This is a genomic window from Streptomyces tatrensis, assembly GCF_049310065.1.
Taxonomy (GTDB): Bacteria; Actinomycetota; Actinomycetes; order Streptomycetales; family Streptomycetaceae; genus Streptomyces.
The window spans coordinates 85,282-107,881 of record NZ_JBMDLB010000007.1 but is presented as its reverse complement, the minus strand read 5'-3'; the positions used below and the strand labels follow the sequence as shown (position 1 = coordinate 107,881).

16 protein-coding genes are annotated in these 22,600 nt (G+C 71.6%); 4 read left to right on the top strand and 12 right to left on the bottom strand.

Translation table 11 applies throughout. The features are described 5' to 3' along the window. Positions 1-7: 7 nt before the first annotated feature. Entirely contained in the window at positions 8-3,676 is a 3,669-nt protein-coding gene (locus ACODT5_RS04250; protein WP_422517839.1) for a S8 family serine peptidase, read from the bottom strand. A gap of 284 nt (positions 3,677-3,960) precedes the next feature. Between ACODT5_RS04250 and ACODT5_RS04245 the strand changes: the two genes are divergently transcribed. Next, positions 3,961-4,452, top strand: coding sequence for a hypothetical protein (locus ACODT5_RS04245; protein WP_422517838.1), 492 nt, complete (start codon positions 3,961-3,963; stop codon positions 4,450-4,452). 28 nt (positions 4,453-4,480) lie between these two features. On the opposite strand, the gene ACODT5_RS04240 is transcribed toward ACODT5_RS04245, so the two are convergent. The 8 genes from ACODT5_RS04240 to ACODT5_RS04205 all read right to left on the bottom strand — a co-directional run bounded on the left by ACODT5_RS04240 (position 4,481) and on the right by ACODT5_RS04205 (position 12,820). Then, positions 4,481-5,635 (bottom strand): ATP-binding protein, encoded by a 1,155-nt coding sequence (locus ACODT5_RS04240; protein ID WP_422517837.1) that lies wholly within the window; start codon positions 5,633-5,635, stop codon positions 4,481-4,483. Positions 5,636-6,024: 389 nt separating this feature from the next. Further along, positions 6,025-6,660, bottom strand: coding sequence for a hypothetical protein (locus ACODT5_RS04235; protein ID WP_422517836.1), 636 nt, complete (start codon positions 6,658-6,660; stop codon positions 6,025-6,027). An 88-nt stretch (positions 6,661-6,748) separates the two neighbouring features. Continuing rightward, on the bottom strand, positions 6,749-7,339 hold the full coding sequence (locus tag ACODT5_RS04230; protein WP_422517835.1) for an SMI1/KNR4 family protein: 591 nt from the start codon (positions 7,337-7,339) through the stop codon (positions 6,749-6,751). Between the two features lie 56 nt (positions 7,340-7,395). Then, positions 7,396-7,722 carry a hypothetical protein gene (locus ACODT5_RS04225; RefSeq protein WP_422517834.1) on the bottom strand — a complete coding sequence of 109 codons (327 nt, stop codon included), beginning with the start codon at positions 7,720-7,722 and terminating at the stop codon, positions 7,396-7,398. A gap of 158 nt (positions 7,723-7,880) precedes the next feature. Beyond that, positions 7,881-9,284: a GH1 family beta-glucosidase gene (locus ACODT5_RS04220; RefSeq protein ID WP_422517833.1), complete on the bottom strand. Its 1,404-nt coding sequence runs from the start codon at positions 9,282-9,284 to the stop codon at positions 7,881-7,883. A gap of 117 nt (positions 9,285-9,401) precedes the next feature. Further along, positions 9,402-10,322: a carbohydrate ABC transporter permease gene (locus ACODT5_RS04215; RefSeq protein WP_422517832.1), complete on the bottom strand. Its 921-nt coding sequence runs from the start codon at positions 10,320-10,322 to the stop codon at positions 9,402-9,404. Next, complete coding sequence (locus ACODT5_RS04210; RefSeq protein WP_422517831.1) at positions 10,319-11,320, bottom strand: carbohydrate ABC transporter permease; 1,002 nt, start codon at positions 11,318-11,320, stop codon at positions 10,319-10,321. Before ACODT5_RS04210 ends, ACODT5_RS04215 begins: the two co-directional genes overlap by 4 nt. A gap of 195 nt (positions 11,321-11,515) precedes the next feature. Beyond that, positions 11,516-12,820 carry an ABC transporter substrate-binding protein gene (locus tag ACODT5_RS04205; protein ID WP_422517830.1) on the bottom strand — a complete coding sequence of 435 codons (1,305 nt, stop codon included), beginning with the start codon at positions 12,818-12,820 and terminating at the stop codon, positions 11,516-11,518. A gap of 228 nt (positions 12,821-13,048) precedes the next feature. On the opposite strand from ACODT5_RS04205, the gene ACODT5_RS04200 reads away from it, so the two are divergent. Next, positions 13,049-15,847 carry a glycosyl hydrolase gene (locus tag ACODT5_RS04200; RefSeq protein WP_422519546.1) on the top strand — a complete coding sequence of 933 codons (2,799 nt, stop codon included), beginning with the start codon at positions 13,049-13,051 and terminating at the stop codon, positions 15,845-15,847. 99 nt (positions 15,848-15,946) lie between these two features. Here ACODT5_RS04200 and ACODT5_RS04195 read toward each other — a convergent pair whose 3' ends face one another. After that, positions 15,947-16,984, bottom strand: coding sequence for a LacI family DNA-binding transcriptional regulator (locus ACODT5_RS04195; protein WP_422517829.1), 1,038 nt, complete (start codon positions 16,982-16,984; stop codon positions 15,947-15,949). A 160-nt stretch (positions 16,985-17,144) separates the two neighbouring features. Further along, positions 17,145-17,306: a carbohydrate-binding protein gene (locus ACODT5_RS04190; protein WP_422517828.1), complete on the bottom strand. Its 162-nt coding sequence runs from the start codon at positions 17,304-17,306 to the stop codon at positions 17,145-17,147. A 153-nt stretch (positions 17,307-17,459) separates the two neighbouring features. Here ACODT5_RS04190 and ACODT5_RS04185 point away from each other — a divergent pair, with 153 nt between their 5' ends. After that, positions 17,460-18,401, top strand: coding sequence for a LysR family transcriptional regulator (locus ACODT5_RS04185; protein ID WP_422517827.1), 942 nt, complete (start codon positions 17,460-17,462; stop codon positions 18,399-18,401). A gap of 165 nt (positions 18,402-18,566) precedes the next feature. Further along, a complete protein-coding gene (locus ACODT5_RS04180) occupies positions 18,567-19,931 on the top strand; it encodes a carbohydrate-binding protein (protein ID WP_422517826.1) in 1,365 nt (454 codons plus the stop codon). 93 nt (positions 19,932-20,024) lie between these two features. On the opposite strand, the gene ACODT5_RS04175 is transcribed toward ACODT5_RS04180, so the two are convergent. Beyond that, complete coding sequence (locus tag ACODT5_RS04175; protein WP_422517825.1) at positions 20,025-22,394, bottom strand: bifunctional serine/threonine-protein kinase/ABC transporter substrate-binding protein; 2,370 nt, start codon at positions 22,392-22,394, stop codon at positions 20,025-20,027. Positions 22,395-22,600: the final 206 nt, after the last annotated feature.

Sequence of the window (22,600 nt, the reverse complement as noted above, 5' to 3'; positions counted from 1 at the left end):
GCCAGGATCAGCCGGCCGGCCAGTGCGGCCACGAAGGGGCGTACGCGCACCAGTACTCGGGGCAGCCCACCCGGTAGGCCCGCGTGATGGTCTCGGTCAGCGAGGCCCCGTCACGGCCCGTTCCCGTGACCCGGAGCGACACCCGGCCCTCGGGCAGCCCCGGGACCGTGACCCGCCAACCACCCTTGTCCGCACGGACCTTCGCCGGCATCCAGGTGGCCCCGTCATCCGTGGAGTAGGCGACCGACACCCGGTCCACGTCACCCCCGTGCGTGCCCCGCTGCCGCTCGAAGTCGACACCGAAGGCGAACTCCCGCCCCGCTGTGACCGAGTTGTCCCCGTCGAGACCCGACATGTCGTACCGGGTGTCCAGCAGGTCCAGGGGCCGTTCGCGGTCGGTACGGCCCGACCGGAACCGCCAGGTGTCCCGGACCGTCGTGCCCAGTTCCCACAGGGAGCTGGCGCGCGTGGTCGTGGAGTCGAGTTCGTACCACCGGGTGCGCGCGGGCAGGTCGAACACGCCGCGCCCGCCGCCGTCGTTGCGGGCCAGGACCTTGCCCTTCTCGTCGCGCAGCACCGTCTCCCCGCTCTCCAGCTCCGCGACCGCCTCCGAGAGATGGCCCGAGGCGTCCGAGAACATCGGCAGGTCGAGCCGCAGCTTGTCCCCGTCGCGGGTCGCCTGCGCCCGCCCGTCGTGGCCCAGGACCGACAGCGAGGGGTTGAACGGCCCCGTGAGCCAGGAGTCCCGGGTCGTACGGCCCGCCCGGTAGACGGTCGCCTCCGTGAACTGGGTGCCGAGGGGGAGTCCCTCCTCGGTCGCGTACTCGAAGGTCGCCGTCCGCCACGGGACGTCCGGCGTGTAGTACGCGGTCAGCCGGTGCGGCGCCCGCACGACCGTGTGCTGCTGCACCACGTCGAGGCCCTTGTAGCGGGCCCAGCCGTACAGACCCTTGGGGTCGTCGGGGTAGCCCGTGGTGCGGAGCGTGTGCTCGACCGCCGCCATGTCCTGCCCGCGGTCGGTCCAGCGGGCGCCGGGCGGAACCCCGTCCTCGTACGTGTGGAAGGTGAAGTACGCGCGCTCGCCGTTGCGTTCGGCCTTGATGGAGAGGGTGACGGGCCCGCCGGCCAGGCGCTTTCGCAGCAGCGTCGGACCGGGCTCCGCGATGGTGAGCACCTGGTCCTCCGGCTCGGCGGAGACCCAGCCCCGGCCGATCAGGACCACGGCCGGCTTCTGCTCCTTGATGGCCTGGTAGCGCCTGGCGACCTCCTCGCCCGGAGCCCCGTAGCCGGGCTCGAACAGCACCACCTTGTCCGTGAGCCGCAGCTCGCCGACCGTGCTGCCGTCGCCCGCGTCGACCACCTCACCCGTGATGTCCCACTCGATGCGGGCGAAGTAGTACGGGCCCACGGGGATGTCCACCGGGTCCGCGCCCGATGTCCGGGCGTGCAGGAACGGCTGCTGCCAGGACGCCCCGGCGAAGTATCCGAGCCCGGGCATCGGGGAGCTGCCCACCGCGTACGCCTGGTACTGGCCCTCGTAGACCGGCGTGAGCAGCCCGGTGCTGCCCGCGCCCACGTCGGAGACCAGCCCCTGGGCCGAGCCCTGCTGGACGACGCGCATCCGCGGATCGTCCACCGTCATGGTGACCGGCCGCGCCCCCGAGACGTCGAGGGTCACCGTCCGGTCCCCGGTGAGCGCCACCCGCTGCGCGAGCTGGACGGTGGACCGGGCGACCATCACCTCGCCGTCCATGTCGCCCTCCCAGACGCTGCCGAGCACCCGGTAGGAGCCTTCGGGCAGCCGCAGCCGCTCCTCGCCGGCGGCGAGGCCGACCAGCTCGGCGGCCCCGGTCCCTTCGTTCTGCACGACGACGGTGGTGTACGCCCGGTCCACTCCGGGACGGGTCGCGCCGGGAGCCAGCGTCAGGGTCGCGCTCCTGGCCTCGGCCTCGACGCCCACCGGGGTGCGGACCCGGCTGCCGTCCGTCCCCCGGGCGGTGATCCAGGCGCTGCTCGTACCGGCCTTCGCGCGGCGGCCGTCGATCCGTACGACGGCCTCGGCGCCGCCGCCGGCGGGCACCGTCAGCGTCTTCGCGAGGAGCGAGACGGGCGCGTCGCCGTCCACGCCGAGGGTGAGCCGGACGTCCTTGGTGCCCGGGTTGCGGTAGACGACCGTCCGGCGGGTCTCTTCGGCGTACGGCCAGGAGAGTTCGGCGGAGACGGCCGGCGGCGAGGCCGTCACGGCGGCGGCCAGCGCCGCGGGCACGTCCACGGTTCCGGCGCCCTGCTCGTACACCCCCGCCCCCTCGACCGGCCGCGCGGTGGCGACCAGCGCCGCCTTGATCCGCGCCGCGTCCCAGTCGGGATGCCGCTGCTTGACGATGGCCGCGGCGCCCGCGACGTGCGGGGTGGCCATCGAGGTCCCGCTGATCGTGGCGTAGTACTCGCTCGCCGCGACCTCCTCGAAGGTGCCCTCGGCCCGGGCCGCCGTGATCTCGCTGCCCGGCGCGGTGAGCTCGGGCTTCACGCCTCCGTCGGCGAGTGCGGGCCCCTGCGAGGAGAACGGGGACATCGCACGCTGCTTGGTGACCGACCCGATGGTGAGCGCACTCGGCGCGGCCGCCGGGGAACCGATGGTCCCGGGCGCACCCGCGTTGCCGGCCGCCACGACGAACAGCGGACCGCCACCGGCGGACAGGGTCTCGACGGCCTGCGAGAGCGGGTCGCTGCCGTCGCTGGGCAGGTCCGAGCCCAGCGACATGGACACGATGTCGGCCTTCTGCGCGGCCGCCCACTCCATGCCCTCGAGGATCCAGCTGATGTAACCGGAGCCCCCGCCGTCGAGGACCTTGCCCACGGCGAGCTCCGCGCCGGGCGCCACCCCCTTGTACCGGCCGCCGGACGCCGCCCCGTCACCCGCGATGGTCGACGCCACGTGCGTGCCGTGCCCATTGGCGTCCTGGACCGATTCGTCCCAGGTGAAGTTCTTCTCCGCGGTCACCCGGCCCTTCAGATCGGGGTGGCCCGTGTCGTAGCCGGTGTCCAGGACGGCGACCTTCACGCCCTTCCCGTCGAGACCGGCGGCCCAGGCCTCGGGAGCGCCGGTCATGGCCACGCTCCGGTCGAGGCTCGCCCGGACCTTGGAGTCCAGCCACAGCTTCGCCGGTGCTGCTCCCCGCTCGCGGCCCTGCCGGAGGAAGTCCTGCCAGGAGCGGACGGCGTCGGCCTTGCGCACCGTACGGGCGGCCAGGCCGAGCCCGTCGTACGCGCCACCGCGCGCGGCGCCCGACAGCGTGGTGCCGGTGGTCGCGATCAGCGGGATGTCCTCGCGGGCCGCGTCGTCGTAGCCCTGGGCCGCGAGCGCCGTCACGTCGAACAGCTGCCGGTCGAGGCGGCCCCCGGCCAGTGCCTCGGTCGCGTCGACCGGGATGACGTACTCGTGTTCGTCGACCCGGGCCCGGGTGAAGGCGACGTGCCGGCGCCCCTCGCCCGGGATGATCCCGCTGACCTGCACGGCCGTGCCGGAGCCGGTGAGGGAGACCCGGTCCCCGGTCACCAGCGTCACCGTCCGCGCGCCGGGCCCGGCCTTCGGGGGCGCGAGCGCGGCCCCACCCGGCTCCACGGGTGCTCCGGGCTCCGCCGCGGCGGGCAGACCCGCCGCCAGCAGAGCCGCCACGGCTGCTGCCACCACTGCCGCGGCGGTTCTCGATCCTCGTACGGGTCCTCTGGTCAACGGATCGCGACCTCTCCTCGTGCCGGACGGGCCTCGTGGGCCCGGTGCTGCGAAGAGTGTCGGTGGCCGGATGCGGCCGGCGGTCCAACCGGAACGGGCGGATCACCGCCATGGCACACAACCGCCAAGTCGCTTTGAGCGCAGCTGTGTTGAAGGCCGGCCGGCAGCTGCCACGCGCAGGCAGCCCTTCAGGTAAATTCTGGGCAAGTACCGATAAGCTATGAAATGTGGAGGAATATCTTGAAGGGTGGAGCGACTTCAATGTCGCCATGATGGGAGCCACTGCGGCGCTCGCCGGCCTCGTGATCGTGGCGGCAAGCGTCAACATCGCCGAGGTGGCCAAAGCGCCGGCGCTCGCATCGCGACTGGCCGGGGGCATCGCAGGCCTCGTGCTGGCCCTCTCGGGTTCGGCAGTGGGGCTCGTCCCCCAGGTCTCAGCGGTGGCGTACGGCTCGGCGATGGCCGTACTCGCAGTCGGCGCAGGGTTTTTGCAGGGGCAGGCGGCGAGGCGGATCTACGAGAATCCCCACCCCGGCAATCAGATGAAGCTCGGAAAGTCGGCCGTCGGCTTCGTGGCGCCCTCCGCCTACCTCGTCGGTGCCGCGCTCCTTGTCACGGGGTCATCGCAAGGCGTCGCATGGTTCGCCGCCGGGGCCGTCGTCGCCATCATCACGGCGCTCGTCATCTCCTGGATCGCGCTGGTCGAAGTCCTGCGCTGAGAAGACACGAGCCCTCACCGCTCACCGCTCACCGCTCTCCGCGAACGGTGGAGGCGCCGAGGACGTGGCGGATGACGGCCCCGGCTTCGTTCGGGTGGCGGTCCAGCCAGGCGGTGAGGTGCTGGCGGACGGCCTTTCGGACGTAGGCGCCCGCTTCGGGGTTCGCGAGTCTGGTCATGGTGGCACCCTCGAAGACGGGGTGGGTGAGACGTACGGAGATGACGGCGGTCAGGCCCTCGTGGACAGCGTCGGCGGTGATGTCCTCGCCGTCGGCGGGCAGCTGCCCAAAACGGCGCGCGTAGTCGTTGACGACGTCGGTGAGCGCAGTACGGAGGCCTTCCTCGTGCGAGCCGCCCTCATGCGTGCGGCCGCTGTTCGCGAAGGAGCGGAACCCTCCCGTGGACCGGGTGTTCCACTGCATGGCGACCTGCACGAAGATCGTCCCGTCCTCGTTCTCCGACTCGAAGCCGATGGCGGGGGAGTGGACGGGACTCCTGGGGTAGGGGTCGAGGTGGGCGACGTAGGCCCGAAGGCCGTCCGTGTGGTGATAGCGGACCGGCCGCTCCGGACGTTCGTCGGTGAGCGAGATGGCCAGACCTCCGTTGATGAAGGCGAGTTCCTGGAGGCGCTCCGACAACGTGGCGAACGAGTACCGGGTGGTCTCGAAGATGTCGGCGTCGGGCAGGAAAGCGATCGTGGTGCCGTGCTCGCCCGTCTCCTCGTTCCTCGTCAGCGGAGTGACCGGGGTGCCCTTCTCGTACTCCTGGGTCCAACGGTGGCCGTCTCGGTGGACCTCGACCGTGAGACGGCCCGACAGCGCGTTGACCACACACAGGCCCAGGCCGCTGAGGCCGCCGGCGACCCAGTAGCCGGTACGGGGCTTGGAGCCGAAGGACAGCTCCGTCAGTTCGTGTTCGACGGCCGACTTGCCGGTGGCCTCCTGCACTTCGACGGGCAGTCCCCGTCCGTTGTCCGCGACGCGAATGCCGCCGTCCGCGGTGATCGTCACGTCGATGGCGTCCGCGTGGCCGGCGAGGTGCTCGTCGACGGCGTACGAGACGACCTCGTACACCATCTGATGAAGGCCGCGCTCACCGACCGTCCCGATGTACATGCCGGGCCGCTTGCGTATCGCCTCGAGGCCCTCGAACACGTGGATGTGACTGCTGCTGTACTCGTTCACGTTCGCAGGCTGACTAGGGTTGCCGGACTCGGTCATGAAGCACTCTCCCTGGGCCGTCGTGAGCAGGTTCCTGAGCGGACGTCACCGAAGCAGCCGAGGCTGCTTCCATGCCGTCGCCCGTGCATGTAGATCCTAGGTATCTGGAGGAAAACATGCAGGTCAGGACGCCTATGAGGAAGCCTCAGGTGGCTGCCTCCTCGGCGCAGCTGCCGCCGCCGTTCTGGGGGGACACCGCTGGGATCGGAGCATCGCGAAGGCACCACGGAGGGCGCGCAGGGGGTATTCCAGGCTGGCCCCCAGGGGACTTTTCTCGCGGATTTCCCGGCGGGGTGCGAAGCCGAGTCGATCCCCGCGGTGCTGCGAACGAGCCGCGCCGGAACGGTCCTTGATCAGCGGGTGGTGGGGTGGCCCGGGCTGATCGGCTTCGTTGAACGCTCTTCTGCAGTGGCCAGCCAGTACAGGGCGGTGTCCATGTCGCGTGGGGTCCAGTTGCGGATGGGGGCCGGGGCGGCGGTCAGGAGCTGGTCGATCGTTTCGATGTAGCGGCTGTACCGGCCGGGAGCGTGGTCGAGAGGGATGCCGAGGCTGTGCAGTGCGTCGTGGGCGCGGCGGTCGTAGATGGCCATGCGGTCGGGAGCGGCCGCTGTGAGGACGGCGGAGGCGAGGGCGTCGCCGGTGACGAAGCCCGGCAGCGGGACGAGGGCAGCCCGGCCGGCGCGTGCGGCCGCACTGCGGCTGAGAGAGGTGTCGCGGGCGGCGGTCGTGGCCGCTGCGGTCGCGCGGCGCACGTCGGCTTCCGGGAGAGCCATGAGTTGGGAGGCCCAGGGCGTGTCGGCTCTGAGACGCTTCCAGATCAGCAGTGCTCCGATGTCGGCCTTGCCGATGTCCCCGCTGTCGCGTGCGCGCTGGGCCACCTGGTGCAGCGTCTCGTCGTAGTACGGGCTGACAGCGTCGGTGTAGGCCTCGCGGGCGTCGGCGAGGCGCTGCCATTGCTCGCCTGTGAGGGCGGAGAGGTTGTCTGTCATGGCTTGCTGCTCCCTGTTGTCGGGGGTCCTCGTCGGCTACGCGGTTGCCGAACCGGGTTCGCCCCCGCTCCGGGCCGCTGATGACGACCTACGGTATGGAGTGTGGGGACTGACGACGGCCCGGCGGGAGCAATTCCCAGGAATCGTGGCGAAGCCACTCGCTGAACGTGGCCGGGCGGGCGCTGCCCGCGTGATCGAGGGACAGCGGGACGATCAGGTCGCAGGTGGCGCGGCCGTCCCACCACACCGTGCCGGCGAGGGGACCGGTGACCGCCAGGAGCGTGTAGAAGCCACAGCCGTGTTCCTGCAGGACCACGGCTCCTGCGGTCTTGTGGTCCTGGAAGACCTCGTACTCCTGGTCCCAAGCCTGCCAGGCGTCCGCGTAGGCCCGCTCGTCGGTGAACTCCTCCAGTAGGGGTTCGCGCGCGTCCAGTTCCGCAGCCGCGCTCACATAGGAGTCGGGGTGGGGGAAGGGCAGAGCCAGCAGCTCCGCCGGTGTCCCACGGCCGGCGTCCCAGTCCCAGCCCCGCTCCGTCCGACGCGGTGGGAACACGCGCTTTGCAGGCTTCGCCTCCTGCAGGTACGCGCGGTATGCGGCCGGGAAGGACACACCGAGCTCTTGCTCGGCCATGGCCAGCTCGGCCTCGGTCAGCGGTGTGGGCTCGGACGGATGACGCATGGTGCCGAGCCTAGAGCAGGTCGCCCGCCCGGCAGCTTGGCGTCCGGCACATGCGGTCAGGGCGACTCCTGACCGTCCTCGCGGGCGAGACGAAGGGCGAGTTCCTGCAGGATCGCGTCGGTACCGGGCTCCGCGCCGGTTTCGTCGTACGCGTAGGCGACCGCCGCGAAGGCGGCGATGAAACCGTTGACCAGGGCGCTCAGCGGCCCGGAGAGCTGGTCGAGCACGGCGCCGCCGACTTCTTCGGGATCGGCTCCCGCCGGCACCAGGAAGTGGCCGGGGGTCACTTCCGCGAGGAGTTCGGAGGCGAGGCCTTCGCCGACATCCGCGCGCAGGGCCGTGAGCGCGGCGATGGCTTTGAGTTTGATCTCGTTTTCGTGCACCGCTCGAGACTACGACGCGGCCGACGTCCCGTGACAGGTCGCGGGACGCGGGAGCAGCGGGCGATGCCGTTGTCGGAGCCGGCTCCTTGGCCGTGCGCGCGGTTCGAAGCCGGCGGCCCCGGACTGTTCCCAGGGCCGCGCGCAGGAGATGTCCCCCCTCAGCCCCGCACCAGCCCGCCCCGAGCGATCACCTCCGCGTACCACCGCGCACTGTCCTTCACCGTCCGGCGCTGGGACGCGAAGTCCACGTGGACGATGCCGAAGCGCTTGCTGTAGCCGTACGCCCACTCGAAGTTGTCCAGCAGGCTCCACAGGAAGTAGCCGCGTACGTCCACACCGTCCTCGATCGCCCGGTGGACGGCCGTCAGGTGCGCGTCGAGGTACGCCACCCGCTCCGGGTCGTGGACCTGTCCCTCCGGGTCCGCGTAGTCGTCGTACGCCGCCCCGTTCTCCGTCACCAGGAGCGGGAGGTGCGGGAGTTCGTCGCGCAGCCGGGTCAGCAACTCGTACAGGCCGTTCGCGTCCACCGGCCAGTCCATCGCCGTGCGCGGTCCCGCCGCCGGGCTGAACGCCACATGCTCCTCGGCTCCCGCCCAGGGGGCGGGTGAAGCGGAGGAGCCCGCCGAAACCACACTGGGGGAGTAGTAGTTGATGCCCAGCGAGTCGATCGGGGTGGACGTGACCTCCAGGTCGCCGTCCCGGACGAACGACCAGTCCGTCACCCCCGCCGTGTCCTCCACCAGGTCCTGCGGCAGCCGCCCGTGGAAGACGGGGTCCACGAAGATCCTGTTCGCCACCGCGTCGATCCGGCGCACCGCGTCCCGGTCCGCCGCGGTGTCCGTCAGCGGGCGCAGGGCGTGGAGGTTCAGGGTCAGGGAGATCTCGGCGGTGGACGGGAGGCGGTCGCGCAGGACGCGGGCCGCTCCGCCGTGGGCCAGGTTGAAGTGGTGGGCGGCACGCAGAGCGGCGAGGTTGCTGGTGCGCCCGGGGGCGTGGACCCCGTTCCCGTACCCGAGGAACGCCCCGCACCAGGGCTCGTTCAACGTGGTCCAGGTCGTCACCCGGTCGCCCAGCGCCCGGGCCACCAGGCCCGCGTACTCCGCGAACCGGTGTGCGGTGTCCCGTTCCGGCCAGCCGCCCGCGTCCTCCAGCTCCTGCGGGAGGTCCCAGTGGTAGAGCGTCGCGACCGGCCTGATGCCGTTCGCCAGCAACTCGTCCACCAGACGGCGGTAGAAGTCCAGGCCGCGCTCCACGGCCGGGCCCCGTCCCGTCGGCTGGACCCGGGGCCAGGAGACGGAGAAGCGGTAGTCCGTGACGCCGAGCTCCTTCATCAGCTTCACGTCGTCCGGCATCCGGTGCAGGTGGTCGGCGGCTATGTCACCGGTGTCACCGTTGCGGACCTTGCCGGGGGTGCGGCTGAAGGTGTCCCAGATGGAGGGGGTCCGGCCGTTCTCGGCGGCGGCTCCCTCGATCTGGTAGGCGGCGGTGGCCGTCCCCCAACGGAATCCGGTGGGGAAGCGGAGCCCCGTCCCGGTCGCGGGGCGGGCATCGACAGCGGTCATGAGACGGGCACTCCAGGGAGTAGGGAATAGGGATTGGGGGGGAGGAGGAGGGGGACGATCGGATGGGGCCGGCGGGGCCAAGCTCTCCGCCGGCCGTGGCCGGAAGGCAGGAACGCGTCAGCCCTTCACGGCTCCCTGCATGATGCCGCCGACGATCTGCCGGCCCAGCAGGCCGAAGACGAGCAGCACCGGCAGGGTGCCGAGCAGCGTGCCGGCCATGATCACCGACTGGTCGTTGACGTAGCCGCCGCCGAGCTGCCGCAGCGCGACCTGCACGGTCGGCTCCTGCGAGGACAGTGCGATGACCGGCCAGAAGAAGTCGTTCCACGCCGTCATGAACGTGAGCATCCCGAGCACCGCCATCCCCGGCCGCGCGATCGGGATCACGATCGACCAGAAGATGCGGGCCGTGGAGGCCCCGTCCATGCGGGCCGCCTCGATCAGCTCGTCCGGCAACGACTGGATCAGGTACTGGCGCATGAAGAACACCCCGAACGCCGACACCAGACCCGGCAGGATCACCGCCTGGAGCTGGTTCACCCACTGGAGTTCGGCGATCAGCATGAACAGCGGGATCACGCCGAGCTGCGGCGGGATCATCATCGTCCCGATCGTCAGCGTCAGCAGGGCGCCGCGGCCCCGGAACTTCAGCTTGGCGAAGGCGAACCCGGCCAGCGTGCAGGAGAGCACCGTGCCCACGGTGATGGACCCGGAGACGATCAGCGAGTTCAGCAGCGCCTTGCCGATGTCGGCCTCTTCGAGGACCGCCTCGAAGTTCTTGATCAGGTTCGGGCCGGGCAGCAGGCTCGGCGGCACCTGCGCCAGGTCCGCGTTGGACCGGCTCGCCGCGACGATCGTCCAGTAGAAGGGGAAGGCCGAGACGAGCAGCGCGAAACCGAGGATGAGGTAGGCGAGCCAGCCGCCCGTCATCGTCCTCCCGGCCCCGCCGCCCCTGCGGAGCCAGGGGCGCTTGCCCGGCCGCTCCCGCGGAGGGCGGCGCTTCTCGGGCGCGGTCGGCGGTGGGGCGAGCGCGGTCATCGGCCGGCCTCCTTGCGTGCGCGGCGGCGCGCGATCAGGGCATTGACCCCGACGAGCACCACGATCAGGACGAACATCACCCAGGCGATGGCCGCGGCCCGCCCCAGGTGGAAGAAGCCCCAGCCCTGCTCGTACATGTACAGGCCGAGGGTCTGGTACTGGTGCGAGATGCCGCCGGAGATCGATCCCTCGAACAGCAGCGGCTCACCGAAGAGCTGGGTCGCCCCGATCGTCGAAATGATCACCGTGAAGACGATGGTCGGCCGCAGACCGGGAAGGGTCACGTGGATGAACTGCCGCCAGCGAGAAGCCCCGTCGATCCCCGCGGCCTCGTACAGCTCGTGCGGGATCGACTGCATGCCGGCCAGGTAGATCAGTGCGTTGTAGCCGGTCCAGCGCCAGATCACGATCGTCGATACGGCGATCTGCGAGGCGACCGTTCCCGTCTGCCAGTCCACCGGGTCGACACCGACGAGACCGATCACGTAGTTGATCAGCCCGAAGTCGCGGCCGAAGAGCTGGGCGAAGACGAGCGTGGCGGCGGCCACGGACGTCGCGTAGGGGAGCAGGACCGCGGTCCTGATGAACGTCCGCCCGCGCAGCTTGTAGTTGAGCAGATGGGCCAGGCCCAGGGCCATCGCGAGCTGCGGCACGGTGGACAGCACGCCGATGGTGAAGGTGTTGCGCAGCGAGATCCAGAAGTACTCGTCGGCGAAGAGCGCCGTGTAGTTGGCGATGCCCCGCCACTCCATGTCGCCACTCGTCTGGAGCTCGACGCGGTAGAGGGAGACGAACGCCGTGTAGAGGAGCGGGAAGAGGCCGAAGGCGAGGAACAGGGTGAAGAAGGGGGCGATGTAGGCGTACGGAGAGGCCTTGCGCCAGGTACGCCGGAGAGCGGCTGCCGGACCGTCGTCCGGGCCGGTCCCGGGACCGGCCCCGGGGCGGGATCCGGTCCTGGCCGGACGGGGGCCGGCCTTCGCGGTGGAGGTGGGGGACACGATGCGGCCCTTCGGTGGATCGGGGCAGGTGGGGTTGCGGGGGCGGGGCGAGGCGGGGCAGGGCGGGGCGGGTGCGGGGCGGGACGGACACGGGGGGCGGGACGGCTACGGGGTACGGGGTGCGTCCGGTCCGTCGAGGTGCGCGGGGCGACCGGCCGCCGGGGAGGACGGCCGCCGGTCGCCCCGCGACCGGTGTCAGCCGATGACGTTCGCCACGCCCTTCTTCGCCGTCTCCCACGCCGTGTCCGACGAGACCCCCTTGCGCTCGACCTCGCTCAGCGCGTTCGTCAGCTGCTGCATCACGTTCTGGTCGTGCACGCCCAGTACCTGGACCGGGGACTCCTTGGCCGCGTCACCGAAGATCTGGCCGATCGGGGCGCCGGAGAAGTAGGAGTCCTTGGCGTCGGCGATCTTCGCGATCGCGCCCGTCGAGGACGGGAAGTTGCCCTGCTTCTGGAAGACCTTCGCCTGCTGCTCGGGCGCGGTGAGCCACTCGATCAGTTTGTACGCCTCTTCCTTGTGCTTGGCCGCACGCGGGATCGAGAGGTACGAGCCGCCCCAGTTGCCCGCGCCGCCGGGCAGCTTGGCGACGTCCCACTTGCCCTGGCCGGCGGCACCTGCCTGGCCCTTGACGTAGCCGAGCATCCAGGCCGGGCAGGGGATGGTGGCGAACGAACCGGCGGCGAAGGCCTGGTTCCACTGCGGGGACCACTGGTCGAGCTTGGCGCTCAGGCCGGCCTCGGCCGCCTTCACGGAGGTGTCCCAGGCCGCCTTGACCGCCGGGTTCGTCTCGTAGATCAACGTGCCCGAGGCGTCGTAGTACCGCTCCTTCTCCTGGCCGATCATGACCCCGTAGAGGGAGCCGATGCTGTCCAGCCAGGCGCTCTGGGCGGGCGCCTTCTTCTTGTACTCCTTGCCCAGCTCCAGGTAGCCGTCCCACGTGGACCACTTCTTCGCGAGCTCCTCGCGGTCGGTGGGGAGACCGGCCTGCTTGAAGAGGTCGGTGCGGTAGCACATGGCCTCGGGGCCCACGTCCGTGCCGAGGCCGAGGACCTTGCCGTCCTTCGTGGTCGCCGCAGACCACTTGGCCTCGGCGAACTGGCCCGCGAGCTTGTCGGCCCCGTACGCCTTCAGGTCCTGGAACTTGTCGGACTGCTGCTGGGTGACCGACGCGATCCGGCCCACCTCGACGCCCTGCACGTCCGCGAGACCGCCGCCGCCCGCGAGGCGGGTCTGGAGCGACTTCCAGTAGTCCGCTTCGTCCTGGGTGTCGCTCTGCTTGATCGTCACGTTGGGGTGGAGCTGCTGGTACTCCTCGTAGAGCCCGGCCTCCTTGAAGCCGAAGGAGCCGAAGAGGTCGATCGTGAGGGTGACCTTGCCGCCCGCACCGTCGGCGGCGTCCGGCGAGGCGCTGGATCCACAGGCGGCGAGGAGGGCCCCCGTGAGGACGACCGCGCCGAGGCGGGCCGTGGCTCTCTTGGCGACTCGGGCGATGGGCATGGGAAGCCTCCCTTGACTTCGGGATGAACCGAGCGCTGCTTTGAGAGCGCTCTCAGTGCGTGCGTCTGGAGCGTCCCCCACCGCCTGTCCCCCGTCAAGACTCGAACGCATAACAGCTTGACGTTACGCATAACTGCACGTTGTGCATGCTCCCTTGACGCTGAGGTTTCAGGAGGTTTACGTTCCTTGGCACTTGAGAGCGCTCTCGAACGCGCTCTTCCCCCCCACGTGATCGAGGTGTGTTTCGTGCAAGCCTCCCTCTCCAGACCCGCTGTGGCGACGCTCCTGGCCATCGGCCTGGCCGCCGTCGGCCTGGGCCCCGCCGCCTCCCCGGCGGCAGCCGCCACCATCCCGGCAGGGTCCGGCAGTTACACCGACACCCGACCTGCCGGCACGTCGGGCCCCACCACGAACACCGGCGCCCCCGTCACCCCCAAGCTCACCGCCGCCGCCCGGGACAAGCCGGTCCCGACCAACGACTGGTGGACCTCGCTCGCCTACCAGCGCTACGGCGACAACCCGTACTCCACCCCCATGTACGGTCACCCCCTCACGTACCAGGCCAAGGCCTCCGGCCTGGAGGTCGGCTACCCGACCGCGCCCGCGATCGTCGGTGACGGCCGCCAGTACGAGTACGCCCACAAGGCCGACCTCACCGTCGGCCTCACCGGACTGAACTCTCCCGACACCAAGGCCGACGCCTGGTCCGACTGGACGGTCACCCCGTACTGGGCGGACGGCTCCCGCACCTTCCGGGCCACCATCGGCCACGGCATGCCGTTCGTGTACGCCAAGGGCTCCGGCGGCGACGCCCGCATCACGACCGCCTCCACGACCACCGTCTTCGCGGACAACGGCAACGTCCTCGGCATCACGGTCGCCGGTCACCACTACGCCCTCTTCGCCCCGACCGGCGCCGACTGGAACGTCTCCGGCACCGCGATCACCGCCGGACTCGCGGGCAAGGACTACTTCTCGCTCGCCGTCCTGCCCTCCACGGACGCCCTCGCCACCTACCGCAAGTACGCGTTCAGCTTCGTCACCGGCTCCCAGGTGGCTTGGCAGAGCGCCGGCGGCGACGTCCGGGCGACCTACACCCTGACCACGGAGGCCAAGGAGGGCACCGAGCGCGGCACGCTCCAGGCCCTCTACCGGCACCAGTGGCTGCACACCGCCGACGCGCTGACCCCGTACACGTACGTCTCACCGCGCGGCACCATGAAGGTGCGCGAGTCCGCCTCCTTCACCACCAGTCAGAAGAACAACGGCGTGGTGCCGGCCCTGCCCGCCACCAGTGGCGTCGACCGGGCCCGGCTGACCGGTTACCTCAACGAGGTTGCCAATGCCGCCGACCCGTTCTCCGGGGCCTCCGACACCTACTGGACCGGCAAGGCGCTCGGCCGCCTCGCCCAACTGGTGCCCGTGGCCGACCAGATCGGCCAGACCGCGACCCGCGACAAGCTCCTCGGCCTGATGAAGGGCCGGCTCCAGGAGTGGTTCACGGCGGGCGGGGCGAGCGGGTTCAGCTACGACAAGGACTGGAAGACCCTCACCGGTTACCCGGCCTCGTACGGCAGTGACACCGAACTCAACGACCACCACTTCCACTACAGCTACTACGTCTACGCGGCGGCGATCATCGCCCAGTACGACCCGGCCTGGGCGGCGGACCCCGCCTGGGGCACGATGATCAAGCACCTGATCCGCGACACGGCCAACCCGAGCCGCACCGACGCGGCGTACCCCTTCCTGCGCGGCTTCGACGTGTACGCGGGCCACAGCTGGGCCTCCGGCCACCAGGGCTTCGCGGCGGGCAACAACCAGGAGTCCTCGTCGGAGTCCGTCAACCTCAGCGCCGGCCTCGTGCTCTGGGGCGCGGCGACCGGCGACACCTCGCTCCGCGACCTCGGCAGCTACCTGCTGACGACGGAGTCCGAGGCGATCACCCAGTACTGGTTCGACGCGAGCGAGCAGGTCTTCCCCGCCTCGTACAAGTACGGCACGGTCGGCATGGTCTGGGGCAGCGGAGCCGCGTACTCCACCTGGTGGACCGCCAACCCGGAGGAGATCCACGGCATCAACGTCCTCCCCGTCACGGGAGGTTCGCTCCACCTGGCCCGCGAGAAGGCCGCCATCAAGCGGAACATCGCCGAGATGGAGCGCGAGAACGGCGGCCCGGCCCAGGAGTGGCGCGACCTGCTCTGGGAGTTCGAGGCGCTGACCGATCCGGCCTCGGCGAAGGCCAAGTGGGACGGTGCGAACGGCAATTACACCCCCGAGCAGGGTGAGTCCAAGGCGCACACCTACCACTGGATCAACACCCTCGACACCCTCGGCGCACCGGACATGACGGTCAGCGGCGACCTGCCCACCTCCGCCGTCTTCAGCAAGAACGGAACCCGCACCTACACCGCGCACAACTACGGTTCCACCACCCGTACGGTGACCTTCTCGGACGGCAAGACCCTTTCCGTACCGGCCCGTTCGACGGCCACGAGCACCGGGCCCGGCGGCGGAGACCCGGACCCGGAGGAGCCGGGCCCGTCCACCGGAAACACCTTCCGCCTCAAGACCGGAGGCGTCCTCACCACCGCAACCACCGACCCGGCCGGCGCGGACACCCTGGCCTCGGCCGACGGCGTGAACCGGGACGGCACCCCGTACCGGCCGACCGTCTACGAGGCGAAGCAGGTCAACGGCAAGGTGTCCGCCGGGGCTGCCACAGCGTTCCGCCTCCGGGTGGACGCCGGTACCAAGGTCGGGCTCGCCCCGCAGGTCCGGGTCAGCTACGACCTGACCGGTGACGGCACCTTCGACCGCACCGAGACCTTCCGCTACTTCGCGACCGACCCGGTCGCGGGCTGGGAGGAGTACACGCAGGCGGTCGGCGCGCAGGCCGTCACCGGCAGCCTGGGCGAACTCAAGAACGGCACGGTCCGCCTGGAGATCTGGAACGCGCTGGGCAACGGCACGTCACAGGTGCAGACGGGCACGGACGCGGCGGTGCTGAAGATCCCGTACGTGTAGTCCCCTGCCTGGACGAACCAGGCGTACGGGCACGATCGGTGCGGCGGGTCTCCGGCTCCTTCGGGCGGAGACCCGCCGTACGCGTGCGCCGGGGACGGGTCAGGCCGAGTCCCGCCGGACCAGCATGGTCGGGGTGATCACCGAGTCCGGTGCCGCGCCGTTCCCCGTACGGTCCAGGATGCGCAGCAGCAGCCGTGCCATCAGCCGCCCCTGGCCCTCGATGTCCTGCCTGACGGTGGTCAGCGGCGGGTCGGTCTCCCTGGCCACCGGATCCATGTCGTCGAACCCGACGACCGCCACCTGATCCGGCACCGCGATCCCGCGATCCCGCAGGACGCGCAGCGCCCCCGACGCCATGAGGTCGTTCGCGACGAACACCGCGTCCAGGTCGGGCCGCCGTTCCAGCAGCTCCGCCATCGCCCGCGCCCCGCTCTCCACGGTGAAGGCGCCCTGGGCGACGAGCGTCGGATCCATGTCCAGCAGCACGTCCCGGTAGCCGTCGAGGCGGTCCATCGCCGAGGTCTGGTCGGGGGGCCCGCCGATGTGCGCGATCCGTTCCCGCCCGAGGTCCCGCAGGTGCTGCACGGCGACCCGGGCCCCGCCCCGGTTGTCGGCGTCGACGTACGGAACGGCTCGTTCGCCGGGGTCGGCGGTCCAGCCGGGCCGCCCCCCGAACACGGTCGGAATCCCCGCTCGCCGGGTGATCGCGGGCAGCGGGTCGTCCGTGTGCAGCGAGAAGGCGAGCGCGCCGTCCACGTGCCCCCCGGACAGGTACCGGGTGATCCGGTCGAAGTCCCCCGGCCCCTCCACCAGCAGCAGCACGAGCTGGGTGTCGTGGGCGGTCAGCTCCTTGCTGATGCCCCGGATCTGCTGGGAGAAGAAGGGGTCCGAGAAGATCCGCACCTCCGGCTCCGCGATGACGACGGCCACCGCGCCCGTCCGCCGGGTCACGAGCGTCCGGGCCGCGTGGTTCGGTACGTAGCCGAGCTCGTCGACCGCCCGGAGCACCTTGTCGACCAGCGGTTTGCGGACCCCGTCGCCCCCGTTGACGACCCGCGAGGCGGTGGCCCGGGAGACCCCCGCACGCGCCGCGACGGCTTCCAGGGTGGGGCGGGTCCCGGGGGACTGCTCGGGCAAGGCGGTGGCTCCTCGTCGACGGGGGGCGGCGACGCGCAGGGTGGTGCGGACCTCTGCCTTCGCCGGATCGTCTACAGCCTAGCGCCGGGACGGGCCGAGGACTGAGAGCGCTTCCAATCGGGCGTCACCCGGCTCACCGCGGGCTGCGAGCGCGGGCCGCTCAACCGGCGTAGGGCTGCCACATCTTGACGGTCGTCGCCGGATTGCTCGCGGAGTTGGACTTGTGCGTCACCAGGCACCGGTACTGCCTGCCGAGATGGACGACCCGGTCGTTCTCCGCGTACTGCCGGTTGACCTTCCACTCCGAGAATCCTGCTGCCATGTGACGCCGCCCTTCATCGAGCCGGCTCACTGCCGGCGTGCATGAAGCATCGCACCCTCCTGAGCAGGGCAGACACCCGAACCTGTCGGCCGACGGATTCCGGATGCGGCAGACCCGTAGCGCAGGCGCACAGGTCTGGACCAAGCTCAGGGCATGGATCTGGAGTTGAGGCACCTCAAGATCGTCAGAGCCGTCGCCGACGCCGGCAGCCTGACCCGCGCGGCCACCGTGCTGGGGCTCACGCAGCCCGCTCTGAGCACCCAGCTCAAGCGGATCGAGCGGGCGCTGGACGGGCCGCTCTTCGTCCGGGGGCGGGCCGGCGTACGAGCCACCGCGCTCGGGGAGCTGGTGCTGGAGCGGGCCCGCGTGGTCCTGCCGGCCGTGTGCGAGCTCCAGGAGGAGGCGGTGCGCTTCTCCCGGCAGGGCACGGTCGGCTACCGGCTCGGGGGGACGCACGGGCCGCTGCTGGGCGGGCTCGTGGACCGGATCATCCGGCAGGAGCCCGGGGTACCGGTGACCACGTACACCTCCTGGTCGGAACGGGAGGTCGCCGGGGGCGTGGCCGCCGGCAGGCTGGACTTCGCCCTGGTCGGGGTGTGCGGGGAGAGCGCCCCGCCGGAGCCGGGGCGGCTCGCGTGGATGGAGGTGGCACGGGACCCGGTGCACGTGATGCTGGCCGAGGACCACCCGCTGGCGCGGCGGCCGCGGATCGAGCTCGCGGAGCTGGCCGCCGAGGCCTGGACCGACGTACCGGGCGACGGGTGCTTCGGGGACTGCTTCGCGGCGGCGTGCGTGCGCGCCGGGTTCACCCCGGCGTGCGTGTACGAGACGGACACGGCTTCGTGCGTGCACCTCGTACAGGTCGGGCGGGCCGTGGGCCTGTGCCGGGCGACGTTCCCCGTGACCCCCGGGCTCGTGACCCGGCCCCTAGCCGGGAGCCCGCTGGTGTGGAGGCACCTGCTCGGCTGGCATCCGGCGGCGCGGGCAGCCGCCCGGGCGGCAGCGGTGCTGGGCCATGCCCGGGACGCGCACGCGGAGGCGCTGGCCCGGTCCTCCGCGGTCGCGGTCGCGGCGGCCCTCGCGGAACGGGCGTAGGCCGGAGGGGCCCCGACGGCCCGCCGGCGGCCCGCCCACCGGCCGCCCGGCGCGGGCCTCCGACGCGCGGCCATAACACCAGGGGAGGGGCCAACCGGCATCTCCCGCAGCAGCGTTCGGATTCCTACGGTGTCGCTGACCCCCACTGAACCGAGGAGATCCCCCATGCTCAAGCGACACGCCCGCGCGGCGTGTACCGCCCTGGCCGCCGCCGGGCTGCTGCTGGCCGCCACCGGCGCCGTTGCCACCGCAGCCCCCGCGGACTCCGCCGACACCGCACGCCCGCAGAAGTCGGCCTCCGCCACCCTGCACACCGCACAAGCCCCTCCCGAGCTGCTCACCGCCATGCAGCGCGACCTCGGCCTGACCCCCACACAGGCCAAGGTCCGACTGGCTCACGAGGCCGAGGCGGGTGCGACCGCCGCCCGGCTGCAGGCCCGGCTCGGCGCGGCCTTCGCCGGAGCCTGGCTGGACGGTGCCGACGCGGGGACCCTGACCGTGGCCACCACCCGGGCCGCCGACACCGCGTCGATACGGGCCACCGGGGCCCGGGCGAAGCTGGTCGGCCGCTCCCTGGCCGACCTGGACACCGCGAAGGCCGCGCTGGACCGGGCCGCCACCGCCGGGACCCCGGTCCGCTACGTCGACCCGCGCGGCAACACGCTGGTCGTCGAGGAGGCCCGGCCCGGAGCCGCGGCCGGCCTGCTGGCGGCCACCGGGACCGACCCGGCACTGGTCACGGTGGTCCGTACCGCCGAGGCCCCGCGCCCGCTGTACGACCTGCGCGGCGGGGACGCGTACTACATGAACGGCAGCGGCCGGTGCTCGGTGGGCTTCCCGATCACCAAGGGCACGGTGAACGGCTTCGCCACCGCCGGGCACTGCGGGCGGGCCGGGACCACCACCAGCGGCTTCAACCAGGTCGCCCAGGGCTCCTTCCAGGCCTCCGTCTTCCCCGGCAACGACATGGCCTGGGTCGCGGCGAACGCGAACTGGTCCTCCACCCCCTACGTGAAGGGCAGCGGCGGGGCGAACGTGCAGGTCACCGGCTCGGTGCTGCAACCCGTCGGGGCCTCGGTGTGCCGCTCCGGATCGACCACCGGCTGGCACTGCGGGACCATCCAGCAGCACAACACCAGCGTCACCTACCCCGAGGGCACCATTTCCGGCGTCACCCGGACGACGGTCTGCGCCGAGCCCGGTGACTCCGGCGGCTCCTACATTTCCGGCAGCCAGGCCCAGGGCGTGACCTCGGGCGGCTCCGGCAACTGCTCCAGTGGCGGAACCACCTTCTTCCAGCCGTTGAACCCGATCCTGTCCTCCTACGGCCTGACCCTCAAGGTCACCGGAAACGACCCGGGCCCCGGCCCGGGCAACCCCGAGCCCGGCGGCACCTGGAAGGCCGGCTCCGTCTACGCGGCCGGCGCCACCGTCACCTACGGCGGCGCGAGCTACCGCTGCATCCAGGGCCACCAGGCCCAGACGGGCTGGGAGCCGCCAGTGGTCCCGGCGCTCTGGCAGCGGCTGTAGGTCGCTCGACGGACAGGAGGCGCCGTGGCTGCCAAGGGGGGAGCCACGGCGCCTCCGGCGCGTCCGGGAGCGCCCAGAGGCGTCCGGGAGGGCTCAGGGGGTGCCGGTGCCGCTCTTCACGGTCGTCCAGCTGCCGCCCTTGACCGCGTACACCGTCAGCCGGCGGTTGACCGTGTCGCCGTACTCGTCGAAGGCCACGCGACCGGTGACGCCGTCGAAGGCCAGCCCCGACACGGCCTGCGGCATCCTCGCCCGGGCGTCCGCGGGCAGGGCCCCGCCATGGGCCTCCACCACGGCCTTCACCGCCTCGATGACGGCCCAGGCCGCGTCGTACGCGTAGGGGCCGTACGAACCGGCCGCCTCCGGGTACCCCGCCTCCTCGTACTGCTTGAGGAATTCCTGTCCCTTTGCCAGGTCCTCGGCAGGAACGCCGATGCCCGTGGCGAGGTCGCCCTCGGCCTTCGTGTTCGTCGTGAGGAACTGCTGGTCGAAGATGCCGTCGCCGCCCATGAGGGGGACGCTCACGCCCGCCTGCTCGACCTGCTCGGAGAGCGGTCCGGCGGTGTCGTAGTAGCCGCCGAAATACACGGCATCGGCGCCGGATCCCCGGATCTGGGAGGCCAGGTAGGAGAAGTCGCCCTGCCCGGGATCGACCCGGTCCGTGCCCACCACGGTTCCGCCGAGCTTCGTGAACGCGGCGCTGAACCCGGCAGTGAGGCCGGTGCCGAAGGCGCTGCCGTCGTCGATGACGTAGAGCTTCCTCTTCCCGGCGTCGCCGTGGAGGTACCGGGCGGCGAACGGTCCCTGGTCGACGTCCGTGGCGACGGTCCGGAAATAGCTCTTGTAGGGCCGGGACTTGGAGCCCTTGGCCCAATCGGGGCCCAGCGTCAGCACGGGGTCGGTGTTGGCCGGTGACACGTTGACCAGGTTCGCCTGTCCGAGCGGCTGCGCCATGGTCTTGGCGACGCCGGAGGTGAGTGGCCCGACGATGCCGAGGACCTTCCCGTCATCGATGAACTGCGCGGCGTTCGACTGGCCCTTCGCGGGCGTGCCCTCGTCGTCCAGAGCCTTGATCTCGAACTTCACTCCGGGGACGTGCCCGGTGCGGTTGGACGTCCTGACCGCCAGGTCGGCGGAGTTCTTCATGCCGACCCCCATGGCCGACAGGTCGCCGCTGAGCGGTGCGTCCACCCCGATGACCACCGTGACGGCGGAGGCCGAGGCGCCGCCTCCGGTCGTTCCGCCGGCGGGCGGGGTGTCGCGGGTCAGCTTCCAGGTCAGAACGGAGCCGGCCGCGAGCGTGACCATGGCCACGCCCAGAACGGCGGAGCGCCGCGTGAGGGTGCGCCGTCGGGTGGAAGCACCTTCTTCCCGCCCCTCCCGGCCGGTCCAGCCGAGCGAGATCACGTCCTCGGCCGGGGGTACGGCCACGGGCGGGGTGGTCGGCCGCTCCGGTACGGGCGGGCGGAGGGTATCGGGCATGGGCGCCGGTTCCACGGCCGTGGGCGTCGGCAGGGGGGACGGCGGAGGCAGCTCCGCTTCCCGCTCGGTCGGGGCCGGAGCGTGCTCCGTCTCCGCCTCCGGGAGGGGCGCCGGTACGGTCTCGCGCGCGACGGTCTCCGGGGAGGTGTCCACCCGGGAGGACCGCAGCGCCGACGCGAGCAGCTCGGCGGCCTCGGCTGCGCCGATGCGCTGCGCCGGGTCCTTCGTGAGGAGCGCGTCCAGCACCGGCGCCAGCGGGCCCGCATGGGTCGGCGGCCGGTGGGGGCGGGTGAAGACGGCCACGGCAAGGGCGTGGAGCCCGTCGGCCTCGAACGGCGGGCGTCCCTCGATGGCGTGGTAGAGGGTGGCGCCGAGCGCCCACAGGTCGTTGGCGGGGGTCGGGCGCTTGCCCTCCAGCTGCTCCGGGGGCATGTAGTGCGGGGTGCCGATGACGGTCCCGCTCCGGCTGAGCTTGGTCGTGGCGTCCGCCAGGTGGGCGATGCCGAAGTCCGTGAGGACGACGCGGTCCTTGGTCAGGAGCACGTTGTCCGGCTTGATGTCGCGGTGGATGATCCGTGCGCCATGGGCCTCGGTGAGCGCGCCGAGCAGGGCGGCCCCTATCTCCGCCACACGCTGCACGGGCAGCCGACCCTGTCGGCGGATGGCCGCGGCGAGGGACTCTCCCCGGATGAACTCCATGACGATGACGGGGGCGCCGTGGTGCTCGACCACGTCGTGGATGGTGATGATCCCGGGGTGGCTGAGAGTGACCGCCGCGCGGGCCTCGCCGGTGAACCGCCTGAGCAGCGTCGCGCGGTCGCCGTCGTCCAGCCCCGCCGGGAAGAGGATCTCCTTGATGGCGACCTCGCGTCCGAAGAGCTGCTGGTCGACGCCGCGCCAGACCCGGCCCATGCCGCCCTGGCCGATGGCCTCGACGAGCTGGTAGCGGCCGGCGATGAGTTCGGATTTCTGCTCGGTCACGCGCACACTCTAGGACCTGTTGGACCGGTCGGGTGACGGAACCATGGCCTGATCCCGCACCCCGTCCCGGTGGGCACGTCGAGGCAGCCGGGGCGGAACGCGCGTACGGACCCCCGCGGCCGTGCCGAGGTGTGAATGCCGGACGTGAATACCGAGGCGTGAATGCCGGGACGTGATGGTGCGCGCCCGGGGGCCGCGGAGCCCCA

Excerpts from the sequence above, each read along its gene's own strand:
- ACODT5_RS04235 (WP_422517836.1), bottom strand. The coding sequence starts at position 6,660 with ATGACAGACAACCTCTCCGCCCTCACAGGCGAGCAATGGCAGCGCCTC.
- ACODT5_RS04230 (WP_422517835.1), bottom strand. The coding sequence starts at position 7,339 with ATGCGTCATCCGTCCGAGCCCACACCGCTGACCGAGGCCGAGCTGGCC.
- ACODT5_RS04220 (WP_422517833.1), bottom strand. The coding sequence starts at position 9,284 with ATGACCGCTGTCGATGCCCGCCCCGCGACCGGGACGGGGCTCCGCTTC.
- ACODT5_RS04215 (WP_422517832.1), bottom strand. The coding sequence starts at position 10,322 with ATGACCGCGCTCGCCCCACCGCCGACCGCGCCCGAGAAGCGCCGCCCT.
- ACODT5_RS04205 (WP_422517830.1), bottom strand. The coding sequence starts at position 12,820 with ATGCCCATCGCCCGAGTCGCCAAGAGAGCCACGGCCCGCCTCGGCGCG.
- ACODT5_RS04190 (WP_422517828.1), bottom strand. The coding sequence starts at position 17,306 with ATGGCAGCAGGATTCTCGGAGTGGAAGGTCAACCGGCAGTACGCGGAG.
- ACODT5_RS04185 (WP_422517827.1), top strand. The coding sequence starts at position 17,460 with ATGGATCTGGAGTTGAGGCACCTCAAGATCGTCAGAGCCGTCGCCGAC.
- ACODT5_RS04180 (WP_422517826.1), top strand. The coding sequence starts at position 18,567 with ATGCTCAAGCGACACGCCCGCGCGGCGTGTACCGCCCTGGCCGCCGCC.